Annotated in this window: 8 protein-coding genes and 2 tRNA genes; 1 reads left to right on the forward strand and 9 read right to left on the reverse strand. The window is 54.7% G+C overall.

The window, feature by feature from the left end; all coding sequences use genetic code 11:
- Window positions 1–143 precede the first annotated feature (143 nt).
- A complete protein-coding gene (locus J2S62_RS00005) occupies window positions 144–2,279 on the forward strand; it encodes a site-specific DNA-methyltransferase (protein WP_310169836.1) in 2,136 nt (711 codons plus the stop codon).
- A gap of 215 nt (window positions 2,280–2,494) precedes the next feature.
- Here the strand turns inward: J2S62_RS00005 and J2S62_RS00010 are convergent, their stop codons facing one another.
- The 9 genes from J2S62_RS00010 to gyrB form a co-directional block, all read right to left on the reverse strand.
- Window positions 2,495–4,273 (reverse strand): DNA/RNA helicase domain-containing protein, encoded by a 1,779-nt coding sequence (locus J2S62_RS00010; protein ID WP_310169838.1) that lies wholly within the window; start codon window positions 4,271–4,273, stop codon window positions 2,495–2,497.
- Entirely contained in the window at window positions 4,260–4,592 is a 333-nt protein-coding gene (locus J2S62_RS00015) for a nucleotide pyrophosphohydrolase (RefSeq protein ID WP_310169841.1), read from the reverse strand. The genes J2S62_RS00010 and J2S62_RS00015 overlap by 14 nt, the downstream gene beginning before the upstream one ends.
- A 256-nt stretch (window positions 4,593–4,848) precedes the next feature.
- A complete protein-coding gene (locus tag J2S62_RS00020) occupies window positions 4,849–6,027 on the reverse strand; it encodes a YDG/SRA domain-containing protein (protein ID WP_310169844.1) in 1,179 nt (392 codons plus the stop codon).
- Between the two features lie 726 nt (window positions 6,028–6,753).
- A tRNA-Ala gene (locus J2S62_RS00025) sits at window positions 6,754–6,826 on the reverse strand.
- A gap of 6 nt (window positions 6,827–6,832) precedes the next feature.
- Entirely contained in the window at window positions 6,833–6,952 is a 120-nt protein-coding gene (locus tag J2S62_RS00030) for a DLW-39 family protein (RefSeq protein ID WP_211343964.1), read from the reverse strand.
- A gap of 21 nt (window positions 6,953–6,973) precedes the next feature.
- Window positions 6,974–7,047 (reverse strand) — tRNA-Ile (locus tag J2S62_RS00035).
- Window positions 7,048–7,133: 86 nt separating this feature from the next.
- Window positions 7,134–7,610, reverse strand: coding sequence for a DUF3566 domain-containing protein (locus J2S62_RS00040; RefSeq protein ID WP_310169850.1), 477 nt, complete (start codon window positions 7,608–7,610; stop codon window positions 7,134–7,136).
- On the reverse strand, window positions 7,610–10,204 hold the full coding sequence (gene gyrA / locus J2S62_RS00045) for a DNA gyrase subunit A (RefSeq protein ID WP_310169852.1): 2,595 nt from the start codon (window positions 10,202–10,204) through the stop codon (window positions 7,610–7,612). Before gyrA ends, J2S62_RS00040 begins: the two co-directional genes overlap by 1 nt.
- 58 nt (window positions 10,205–10,262) lie before the next feature.
- Window positions 10,263–12,350 (reverse strand): DNA topoisomerase (ATP-hydrolyzing) subunit B, encoded by a 2,088-nt coding sequence (gyrB, locus tag J2S62_RS00050; RefSeq protein ID WP_310175658.1) that lies wholly within the window; start codon window positions 12,348–12,350, stop codon window positions 10,263–10,265.
- Window positions 12,351–12,565: the final 215 nt, after the last annotated feature.

Below are 12,565 nucleotides of genomic sequence, written 5' to 3' on the forward strand. Positions count from 1 at the left end.
TGCTGCGTCTGCTTTGTGTGTTGCGTGGTGATGCAGTATTTCTCGGCAGAGTGTGTGGGTGGATATCATGGAAAGTGCGCCATCATGCTGTAAGAACGGGAATGACGGCGTTTCACACTCACACACTTAAGGGGTAACGAACTGTGTCTAGACTGACTGATCTCCTGCGACAAGTGCGCCAAGCCGATACACAACTGGCCAAGGATCTCGAAGCTGAGATTAGTCAACTCACCAACCGGCGCACCTTCGGATTAGTCTTTGAACCCCACCAGCCCGAAGCCGTAGAACTTCCGGGACGGACCATCCGCCGCGGCGATAAAGTCCGCCTGCTACCACCCCGCGGGAAAACCAGCATTAAAGACCAACGTCTATGGCGAGTCGCCCACATCGACCGGGCAGACACCCAGCGGCTCGCCCACCTAACCGAACTGGACGCCGCCACCCCAGATACCCTCACACACCCTGTTAAAGATCTAGTCGTGGCGGCCGAGTTTAGCGACCGGATCTACCCGGGCCTGGTGGAAACCGGGCGCATCGAACGAGGCGGGGATAAACCCTTCCACACGGTCATCAACGCCGAAAACTACCACGCCCTACAATTATTGACCTACACGCACCGGCACTCGATTGATGCCATCTACATTGATCCGCCATATAACACCGGGGCCAAAGACTGGAAATACAACAATAACTACGTTGAAGGCGACGACGACTACCGCCACTCCAAATGGTTAGCCTTCATGGAACGCCGCCTGCACATTGCCCGGGACCTACTCAACCCCGACGACTCCGTCCTGATCGTCACCATCGACGAAAAAGAATACCTCCGCTTGGGCCTGCTGCTCGAACAAACCTTTCCCGAAGCACGAATTCAAATGATTTCCACCGTAATCAATCCTAAGGGGGCATCACGTAGTTCTGCTTTCGGTCGTGTGGACGAATATATTTTCGTGGTTATGTTCGGAGACATGGCCCCCGTACCACTGCAACTCGGTGAGGAATGGAAAATTATCCAAGATCCACGGGCCAATACTCTTCGCTGGGCCGAGCTATTGCGGTCTGGTAGCGGAGCTTTGCGTCGAAATAGCCCCGGCAACTTTTACCCTATCTTTATAAAGAACACCAATGAGGGACCTGTTTTTCATTCGGTGGGCTCTACCTACACTGGAACTGATATCAATGAAGTCGAACCGCCCACTTCCACTGTTGCAATTTGGCCTATCAGATCTGACGGTAGTGAAGGCCGATGGCAGGTTGGTCCTACGCTCCTACGCCAATTGATAGAAGCCGGCTACGCTCGAATAGGGAAATGGCGTGGTGCTGAAACATCCTTGAGCTATCTCAACCGCGGCGCCTGGCAAAAAGTCGAGTCTGGTCAGTTTGAGATTATTGGCAGAAGAGCAGATAACTCCATAATCGTGGACGGCTCCAATTACAAACCTTCGTTTATCCCCGGCACGCAATGGAGAATCGAGTCTCACAATGCTGAACAAGCCGGCACCAATCTTATCAAGACTTTACTCCCAGGTCGCCGTTTTCCGTTTCCGAAGTCGTTGTATGCGGTGGAGGATGCGCTGCGGTTTTTTGTCAAAGACAAATCCAAAGCCAAGATTCTGGATTTCTTCGCTGGTTCGGGCACGACCGCGCATGCCGTGATGCGGTTAAACAAACAAGACGGTGGGCGGCGACAGTCGATCTCGGTGACCAATAACGAGGTCTCAGCAGAAGAGCAGCGTACTCTCCGTAAGGCCGGGCTACGCCCCGGCGATCCCGACTGGGAAGCTTTGGGCATCTGTGATTACATCACCAAACCTCGTATTACTGCTGCCATCACCGGACATACCCCCGACGGTGAACCCATTAAAGGCGACTATCGGTTCACCGATGAATTCCCCATGGCCGACGGTTTCAAGGAAAACGCCGCCTATTTCACCCTGACCTACGAAACCCCACTGGCCGTCCGCCACCACCGCGCCTTTGAACGCATCGCCCCGATGCTCTGGCTCCGGGCCGGCGCCCACGGCCGCATCATCACCACCCTGGGTGACCAGGGCTGGGACATCGCCCAAGCCTACGCAGTGCTAGCAAACTTCGACCAGACCGAGGCCTTCCTCACCGCCATACGACACCACCCAGGATGCCTGACGGTCTATATCATCACCGACGACGACACGGCCTTCCAGATGATCTGCCGCGAACTCCCCGAACACCTACGCCCAGTCCAACTCTACGAATCCTACCTGCACAACTTCACCATCAACCAAGGACAACCACACTAATGCGCTACACCCTCAAGGACTAAGCTGTTCGGTCACGCAGCGCTGGCTCATCACCGCAACGTGACGATCCAAATCTACGAGCGCGTCTAGAAGTTTGGGCTGTCATTGCGCGGACAGAAGGTGGAAGGCAAACAGACCACTGCGACGTTCTTGAGAGACCTACCCGGCACCAGAGCTCCCGAACGCCCCCATGATGGTCGAGATATCCCATATCTCTAGTCGAGATGCAGAAGGTACTTCATGAAATACTCGCGCAGTGGTTCATCGCAAACATAGATAAAGGTACCTCTGATGCCTCGGCTCAACAACACAGAGTAGATATTTCGAACGTACTCCAGAATATCTTGATCGGAATATGTGATACCTAATCTTGGGTTGTTTTCGAAGCCCTTCTTATCGAAGTAGTTGGTGCGATCGAAGTAGATTTCCCCAGAATGTGGATCCATTCGTAGATCTCGTCCGATGATGACACCTGCATAATTGAGGTCATACCCTTGGACTGTATGGATAGAGCCCACTTCATTCAATGAATTCTTCGAGTTTATCCAGTCTTTATCTGTCGAGTTCCAGCGGAGCTTAAGACCGCCTTCTTCAATATCAAAAGCGTCTCTATCGCGTTTGCTCTTCCACATCCACGCGTAGCCTGCTACGAGTCGAGACAATTCAAATTTTCGGTCTCGCTCAATAATTGCGTCTCGCATATTGCCAAGATCGCTGAAAATGCCGAACTCATACTCATTACCAAAGTCAGGGGCTTCTTCTGTAACCCTGCCTTCGAGCAAGGCACGGATGAAGCCTGGATAGTCTGACCCAGCCTTCACACGCATTTGGCTTTTCAAGGTGAAATAACGGTTATTATTCTGAGCCTGAGTCACGAGTTCGTCAACGATTTGTTTGCGGATGTCAGCGGGACGAACTGTTTGATTATGATCGATCATCAGAATACGTTGATGAGATTTTTCTCTTATCCAATCTAACTGGGTTAGGTCATCGCGGTCTTCACCAAAGAGTCCTTCATTGATTTCTCTAAATCGCTTATTCTGCATTCCCGACGGCTGATTTGCTCTGTGATTCAAACGGTGCGTTTCATCAACGACCAGGATGTCGAAAGTACCTTCCTTTTCACCAACGTCAAAGGGGGATAATACTTCGATATCTCCCATATCAGGCGTGTTCTGGAAGACCTTCTTGACTGAATTGCGTAGCGATTGTTGGGGTATTACCAGACCAGCCGTGAAGCCTGTTAACAACTCCTGGTTTTCGGCTGTGAAGAATTCCGAGAACATAGTATCTGCCTCCCGTTCCTCACTAACATCGCTTCGCTCAATATCTCTGAGTAGCTTCAAGAGGTAGACTGCCAAAACAGTTTTTCCTGTCCCGGCCCCGCCTTGGACTACTTCCTCACCTTGAACACCCAGTCTTTTATCTCGAAGAAAACGCTCGACGATTTCAGCGCCAGTAGTCGCTTGTTCCATAGAAGGCGCTTTGAACGGCGAAAACTTGTAAAGATCGAGGTTTTGGATCTCTTCAATGCTTCTTGAGAAGAATCCCCTGGACCTCAACTCTTCGAAGATCTCGTCGAAGGTCTCTTGGTATTTTTCTCGATTAAAATAATCAGAATCGACGATCCCGTCATTACGGTTCAGGACGCTGAATTGACCCTCACCCGAAAAAAGACGAATTAGGTACGCTTCTAAATCCAGCGCCGCAGACTTATTGAAGGTCCTGTCGACGATGATGTGAAGTCGGTCGAGATTCTTCTTTTCGTTGTTCAGATGGTGTTGGCGCATTCGTGTCACGGCATTCCGTGACTCGCCAATGTAGATCTCGCTGGTACTGCTCAGCGTATAAACGACAGGCCAATTCTGCAGCTTCTCATCGATCTCACGACGGGTGGGGTTAGCTATGTCGATAGGTCCTATTTCGAAACCTGAGCGGAGACTAGCAAATAAATCTTGGTAGCCGTGATGCTCAACGATCCTAAAGCTGGTCATACTTGCGGCTCGTCCCTCTAGCTTTCTCAGCTGGATACTTGCGGCGAGTAATCTCGAGTTTGTTAAGGATTAACTCAGCAGGTGATTTTCCGATCTTCATCGCTAGCAGATAGCCGTATGTAAGCACATCAGCCAATTCCGATTCCACTTCATCGGACGCTTCACCATCGTCCCATTGATAACATTCGAGGAGCTCACCAGCTTCTATTGCTATCGATTTTGCTAGGTTCCCCTCGGAATGGAACTGCGCCCACTCCCGTTCGGCCACAAAATCTGTCAGAGATTGAATGACACTCTCGTCTGGTCTAGGCTTTTCCATGCACGTCATCTTACTTATGCTGTAGCGTGCCGTCGACAGATCAAGCGGTAAGCTCAGCTGAGCTTACCTTACTGGTCAGGTATGTACATCCAACATCCACGAGCAAATGGATTCTCTAAGTCCATGTGTGACTGGTCTATCTCCCGGGAGCCGCGGTAGTAGGCTCAAGTTCTGAGCCCCGTATAATAAGCGAAGCAGAACCCAGGACGATTCGAAAGGCTAAACAGACAAACTGTGAAAGCACTGGCCTTCGTATCTAGGCGCCTACAGTTTTACCTGTGGAAATTTCTCGCTGATACGCCAGCTGGGCAAAGTCCAACTGGTGCCGATCATCAACAGTCAGCTTGCCTACAGGATCGTCAAATTTCAGCACCGTGCCATCAGGTGTCACAGTCAACGCATGGCCATCAAACTGAGTATGGCAGTTAGGGCAAAGGCACAAGAGATTACTCAAAGAATCCGGTCCCTTGTGAGGTATCCCCAGAGGCCGTATGTGCGCTGCTTCTGAGTATGTACCAGCAGCAGTTCGCAGTTGAAAGCCGCAAATCTGGCATGTATCCGCATAGAGTTTCTTCACCGATTCAGCAACGGCAGGATTGCGGACAAATCGATTTACAGTTGCCACTTTCCTCGGCACCGGCAACTCCTCACCTCGAGCGAGGCTCAGAGCGACCTCTTCAGGAATCAGGCTTTGGTCCCTAACCGCCCTCAACTGGTAGACCAAGACCTTGTAGCCGTCCCTTGTCCCCCAAGCCCAGCCAATCACTGAGAACAGACCAAGATACAGATACTCCGTGTCTGAAGAATTGCCCGAAAGCACCGATATCTTCACCAACACTCGAACAGGTTGGCCCAGCTCATGGTTTTTTACCAGGCCCAAGTTTCCCGAACGTAGCTGCTGATCGGCGTCATGTTTCCCAGTGGACGCATTGCGCCCACCAAACCCGGTATAAGTAATCAGATCCCCATCGATCTCATCATCCGAATACCCCCCTGAAAGACAAATTGACTGAGTCCCACCGGCCTGACCAGCAATCCCCGCTTGGAGCGTTCGGTGAACTCCCGCATCAAAAGCCTCACTCCGATTCTTGAAGATCGTCCCAGGAGGACAATCATCAATCTCCCCGTAGACAACATCGGGGCTAGCCTCATGCAAATCAACCAACTCGTACCCAAAGCGAGAAAGTGCCGCACGAGTTTCGGCCCCACCAGCGAACTCGCGGACATGCAACGCTCCTCGATCCGGATACTGATACCCATAGGCAACCGATAACAACGGCTTGGAATCAATATGCAGCCCGTCAACGCTCACAAAATATCGAGCAGAAGCATGCTGCCCATGCTTCTGCAAAAACGTCTCACGGCCCAGGTCCTTGAACTCTTCAATCGTGCGCAAAACAGCGGACGGGTCCGTCAAATCCGACAATGCACTCATAAAACCCTCCAACTAGGATTGACGATACCACCCTACAGGATCGTCAAGTTTAAGGTAATCTCCTTAAATACATCTTGTTGTGCAGCCACGAGTTCTTGATCACTGATTTGGTAAATATTCGAGACCTGCACGGGTGAGTACCCGTTGATGTGCTCGTTGTAGACTCGTCAGTTGTACCAGGACTCGACGTAGCCCAAGTCGGCGGCTTCAGCTTCACGGTGAGTAGCAAACCGCCGATAGTAGTAGAACTCAGTTTTGAAGTCCGAACCGAGTTCTCAGCCACATTGTTGTCACAGCAAACTACAATGCGCCCCATCGATTCGGTTATCACTTCGCCAGCATACCAAGCCTATAACTGTACAGATGTATGTTAGATGCAGCGATCGAAATTAACCCGAATTCAGGTTAACAGCAGCCGCGGCGGGAACTATCGGTTGCATGGCTGCTCTGCCGCCCCCAAGCTGCCGAGATCACCCGCTCGATGTCCCACAAGGGCTACACCCCAGATAATGCCGCATGCTAGGGAGTTTTGCGGCATGAAAACGAAATCTGCTACGGACTGTTCTGGAAAAACTCGCGACGTCCTCGAGGCTGCTATCCAGGCCGAAGAAGCACTGTTTTCGGCACTCGGATATCGTAGGCATAAAAATATTCCCACAGGTATTACCTGTGGGAATATTTTCAATATTTTGGGAAGAAGTTGCATTACTTCCCTTTATTTATTTGTGGAGGCAAGGGGACTCGAACCCCTAACCCCCTGCTTGCAAAGCAGGTGCGCTACCAATTGCGCCATGCCCCCGAGGACTTATTCGATTATATCTGTTGCTGCTGCCCAAATGTCTTGAGCTTCTTTGCGATCAGCAACAATCTTATAAGTTACACCTGCAGCAGCGATCATGGCAAGTCCTAGAAGAACTTTTTTCATGTCCACTCCCTATAAGTGTAGTGGGCGTACCAAGACTTGAACTTGGGACCTCATCGTTATCAGCGATGCGCTCTAACCGCCTGAGCTATACGCCCTCATTTCGGAACTGGTCAGTGACCCGAACCGAAATACAACCTTACACCCGAATTTCAAAAAAGCAAAATCGGAATGCGATGTTTTCTTAGTCGTCTGTGAGGGTAAGACCGATACCGCCAACAAGTGAAGCACAAACGTTGTATAACAGCGCTGCAAGGGTGGCTGCGATGGTGATTAATACAACGTTGAGCACGGCGATGATAGTGGTCATCGAGGCAACCTGACCGAGCGTAATGAGCTCTTGGATCTGCGTTCCGCCGCCTTCGGTACCCAGCACGGTGCCGAGCAGGGCGTTGATGTCGTCGAAGATCCCGGTGAGGTCCATGGTGGTCCACAGGAAGATCCCTGCGACCACGGTGACGATCCCGAGGCCTACGGACAGCAGGAAGGAGATCTTAAAGACCGACCAGGCGTCGATCTTGGCCATGACGAGCTTCGCGCGGCGTGCTTTGGCTTTCGGCGCTGGACGAACGAGGCCTTTACCAGTGCCAGCTTTCGCTTTGCTTTTGCCAGCCGGCTTGCTTCCACCCTTGGTGGGTTTGGCGGCTTGAGTCTTACTCACTATGCTCCTTCGTCATTTCGGTCAGTATCCGAGGATACCTGATCTGGGACGGTGGATTCATCTGTTGGGGTTTCGTCCTCGGGCTCGTCGCCTTCTTCGGCGTCGTCTTCGAGTTCGTCAATTTTGTAGTTGAGCGTAGCACCCACGATGCGGTCGTTTTTACCCGGGGAGGCAAAGATGACGCCCATGGTGTCACGTCCGCGGATTGGGACTTGTTCTACTGCTGAACGTACGACGTTACCGGATTCCATGATGACTAACACCTCGGAATCGTCCTGCACGACCTCACCGCCGACGAGTTCGCCGCGTGCTTCTGGCAGGTTGGCGACCTTAATGCCGTAGCCACCGCGGTTTTGGGTGCGGTACTCATCGACGGAAGTGCGCTTAGCGAAACCGCCGTCGGTGATCGTGAAGACGTAGGAGTCTTCGGTGATGACTCCCATGGTGAGCAGTTCATCCTCTTCGCGGAATTTCATGCCCTTGACCCCGGCGGTCGCACGGCCCATGGGGCGTAGGGCTTCATCGGTTGCGGTGAAGCGCAGCGACTGGCCCTTGCGGGAGACGAGAATAAGGTCATCGGTGTTGTCGATCAGCTTGGCTGCTACGACCTCGTCGCCCTCGTTGAGGTTGATCGCGATCAGGCCGGCTTGGCGCGGGCTGTCGTAGTCTTCCAGGCGGGTCTTTTTGACCATGCCCGACTTGGTGGCCAGCACCAGGTACGGGGCGTCCTCATAGGTCTCTAGTGTCATGACCTGGGCGATGTGCTCATCGGGCTGGAACGCCAGGACGTTGGCGACGTGTTGACCACGGGCGTCACGGCCGGCTTCTTGCAATTCGTAGCCTTTGATCCGGTAGACCCGGCCAAAGTTCGTGAAGAATAACAGCCAGTTGTGCGTTGAGGTGGTGAAGAAGTGTTCGACCACGTCTTCGTCGCGTAGGGCGGCACCACGGACACCTTTCCCGCCGCGGTTCTGCGCGCGGTAGTTATCGACCTTGGTGCGCTTGACGTACCCGGACCGGGTGATGGTGACGACGACTTCTTCTTCTGGGATGAGGTCTTCGATCGACATGTCGCCGTCGTAGCCGTAGAGGATCTCGGTGCGGCGTTCATCGCCGTGGCGTTCGACAATGCCGGCGAGTTCTTCCGAGATGACTTCGCGCTGACGCAGCGGTGATTCGAGGATCTCGGTGTATTCGGCGATCTTGGCTTGCAGCTCGTCGTATTCGTCCTGGATGTTTTGGCGTTCCAGGGCGGCCAGCTGGCGCAGCTGCATCAGCAGGATCGCGCGAGCTTGTTCGTCGTCGATGCTCAGCAGGTTCTTGAGCTCTTCGCGGGCCACATCGGCGGATGCCGAGGCGCGAATGGTCGAGATGACCTCGTCGAGCATATCCAGGGCTTTGAGCAGGCCCTGCAGGATGTGGGCGCGTTCTTCGGCCTTGCGTTTCCGGAAGGCCGTACGGCGAACGATGACTTCGACCTGGTGTTTGACCCAGTAGTGGACGAATCCGTCCAACGACAGGGTGCGTGGCACACCGTCGACCAGGGCCAGCATGTTGGCCGAGAAGTTTTCTTGCAGTGCCGTGTGCTTATACAGGTTGTTCAGCACAACCTTTGGCACGGCGTCGCGCTTGAGAATAATGATCAGGCGCTGACCGGTACGACCGGAGGTTTCGTCGCGGACATCGGCGATGCCGGACAGTTTGCCCTCGTTGATCAGCTCGGCGATGCGGCGGGCGAGGTTGTCCGGGTTGGCCATGTAGGGCAGCTCGGTGATGACCAAGCAGGTGCGATTCTGGATCTCTTCAACATTGACCACGGCGCGCATGGTGATCGACCCGCGGCCGGTGCGGTAGGCCTGTTCGATACCGGCGTGGCCGAGGATTTGGGCGCCCGATGGGAAGTCTGGGCCCTTGATGCGTTTCAGCAGGGCTTCGAGCAGCTCTTCGCGGCTGGCCTCTGGGTTATCCAGGTACCACTGGACACCTTCGGCGACTTCGCGCAGGTTGTGCGGTGGGATCTGGGTGGCCATCCCGACCGCGATACCGGTGGAACCGTTGACCAGCAGGTTCGGGTAGCGGGCCGGCAGGACAGTGGGTTCTTGCTGTTTGCCGTCGTAGTTGTCCTGGAAGTCGACGGTGTCTTCGTCGATGTCGCGGACCATTTCCATGGCCAGCGGTGCCATCTTGGTTTCGGTGTAACGCTGGGCGGCAGCCCCGTCGTTACCGGGGGAACCGAAGTTGCCTTGGCCTAGGGCCAGCGGGTAGCGCATGACCCAGTCTTGGACCAGGCGCACCAGAGTGTCGTAGATGGCCGAGTCACCGTGTGGGTGGTAGTTACCCATGACTTCGCCGACCACGCGGGCGGATTTATTGAAGGAACGCTCCGGGCGGTAGCCGCCGTCGAACATCGCGTAGATGACGCGACGGTGGACGGGTTTCAGCCCGTCTCGGACGTCAGGCAGGGCGCGTCCCACGATCACGGCCATGGCGTAATCGAGGTAAGACCGTTTCATTTCGGTCTGGAGATCAATCTGATCTACGCCGGATCCGGACCGTTCTGGCTGGTCGGTAGTTGGTGTTTGCTCGTCACTCACGGGCTAGTCATCTCTCCAGGTAGTTCGTCAAAAAAGTTTCAGGCTCAACCGCTCGGGTTTAGATGTCGAGGAAGCGCACGTCTTTGGCGTTTTCCTGAATGAAGTTCCGGCGGGACTCGACGTCTTCGCCCATCAGCATCGAAAAGACTTGGTCGGCTGCTGCAGCGTCGTCCATGGTGACCTGCAGCAGGGTGCGACGATCTGGGTCCATGGTGGTTTCCCACAGTTCCTGGTAGTCCATTTCGCCGAGACCCTTGTAGCGCTGGATGGCGTTTTCTTTGGGCAGGCGCCAGCCTTTTTCTTGACCGCGGGCCAGTGCTTCGTCCCGCTGTTCATCGGTGAAGACGTGTTCGTCTTGGTGGTTGGACCACTTGATCTTGTACAGCGGTGGCTGTGCCAGGTAGACGTAGCCGTGCTCAATCAGCGGGCGCATGTAGCGGAACAGCAGGGTCAGCAGCAGCGTGGTGATGTGCTGGCCGTCGACGTCGGCGTCGGCCATCAGCACGATCTTGTGGTAGCGGACTTTTTCGATGTCGAATTCTTCACCGATACCGGTACCAAACGCGGTGATCATGGCTTGGACTTCAGCGTTGCCCAACGCGCGGTCCAGGCGTGCGCGCTCGACGTTGAGGATCTTCCCGCGCAGCGGCAGGATCGCCTGGGTGCGTGGGTCACGGCCCTGCTTGGCCGAACCACCGGCCGAGTCACCCTCAACGATGTAAATTTCGGACTCGGATGGGTCCTTCGAGGAGCAGTCGGACAGTTTGCCGGGCATGCCGAAGGATTCCAGCGGCGATTTGCGGCGAGCGTTCTCGCGGGCCTTGCGGGCGGCCATGCGGGCGTGAGCGGCCTGCTGGGCTTTGCGGATAATATCGCGTGCCGGTCCGGGGTGAGCCTCGAGCCAGTCGCCGAGCTGTTCGGTCATCGCCGAGTACACGTAACCGCGGACCTCGGAGTTACCCAGCTTGGTTTTGGTCTGGCCCTCGAACTGCGGCTCGGCAATCTTGACGGAAATGACCGCGGTGAGGCCTTCACGGATGTCGTCACCGGTGAGGTTTTCATCTTTTTCGCGCAGGATCTGCTTATCGCGCGCATACCGGTTGACCAACGAGGTTAGCGAACCACGGAAGCCTTCTTCGTGGGTACCGCCCTCGTGGGTGTTGATTGTATTGGCGTAGGTGTGCACCGATTCAGAGTACGCGGTGGTCCACTGCATGGCCACTTCGATGGACATGCCCTGATTCACGTCTTCTTTTTCGAAGGCGATGACGTCGTCGTGAATGAGTTCGGCGCGCTTGGCCTTATTCAGGTGGGTGACGTAGTCCAGCAGTCCGTTTTCGTACATGTAGTCAACAAACCGAATGGTCTGCTCTGGCGATTCAGTGTCTTCGCCGTCGTCAGACTGCAGTTCGGCTTCGGCCTCGGCCAGTGTTTCGTTGTGGCTTTCGCCGGCGATTTCATCGGCCGTCGAGGCGTCAACGACCTGCTCGCGCTCATCGGTCAGCGTGATGCGCAGGCCCTTATTCAAAAACGCCATCTGCTGGAACCGTGCGCGCAGCGTTTCGTAGTCGAATTCGATGGTGTCGAAGATTTCTGCATCCGGGTAGAACGTAATGATCGTCCCGGTCTTATCGGTAGTGCCACCCTGTTGCAGCGCATCATCGAGCAGTCCACCGTTTTTGAACGAGATGGTCCAGATGTAACCCTGGCGGTGGATTTCGGCTTCGACCCGAGAGGAGAGCGCGTTGACGACCGAGACACCGACACCGTGGAGACCACCGGAGACCGCGTAGCCTCCCCCGCCGAACTTCCCGCCGGCGTGTAGTACGGTCATGACGACTTCAACGGTGGGTTTATTTTCGGTTGGGTGCATGTCCACGGGGATCCCGCGGCCATTGTCCTCGACCCGGACGCCACCGTCCTTCAACAGGGTGACATGAATGGTATCTGCGTGCCCGGCGAGTGCCTCATCGACCGAGTTGTCAACGACCTCCCAGACGAGGTGGTGGAGCCCGCGTTCTGCGGTGGACCCGATGTACATCCCCGGGCGCTTCCGGACGGCTTCGAGGCCTTCCAGCACGGTGATGTCGCCAGCTTCATAGGAATGCTCTACGCGTTGCAGCTCAGACTGGGCTTGAGTAGCCATAGCTAAGGTATTGTCAGTTAGGTTTTCAGCCACGGGCCGTTTAGCTCCTTAACAGCGGTGCAGATCAACTACAGAAAAGTCTGTAACGTCCCTATTCTACGACATTATGTGACGTTTCGCCCAAAATCGAGGGGTGCTGTGGGCTAAAACCTGCCCCATAAAGCCCAAAACTGCCTCTGCAGCGTGATCGCAGGCCTGAATATGCCCCCCGGATC

Source organism: Enteractinococcus fodinae (assembly GCF_031458395.1).
Lineage (GTDB): Bacteria > Actinomycetota > Actinomycetes > Actinomycetales > Micrococcaceae > Yaniella > Yaniella fodinae.

What these genes read in the sequence shown, in the direction of transcription:
- gyrB (WP_310175658.1), bottom strand. Translation starts at nt 12,350, where the DNA reads ATGGCTACTCAAGCCCAGTCTGAGCTGCAACGCGTAGAGCATTCCTAT.
- J2S62_RS00015 (WP_310169841.1), bottom strand. Translation starts at nt 4,592, where the DNA reads ATGGAAAAGCCTAGACCAGACGAGAGTGTCATTCAATCTCTGACAGAT.
- J2S62_RS00020 (WP_310169844.1), bottom strand. Translation starts at nt 6,027, where the DNA reads ATGAGTGCATTGTCGGATTTGACGGACCCGTCCGCTGTTTTGCGCACG.
- J2S62_RS00030 (WP_211343964.1), bottom strand. Translation starts at nt 6,952, where the DNA reads ATGAAAAAAGTTCTTCTAGGACTTGCCATGATCGCTGCTGCAGGTGTA.
- J2S62_RS00010 (WP_310169838.1), bottom strand. Translation starts at nt 4,273, where the DNA reads ATGACCAGCTTTAGGATCGTTGAGCATCACGGCTACCAAGATTTATTT.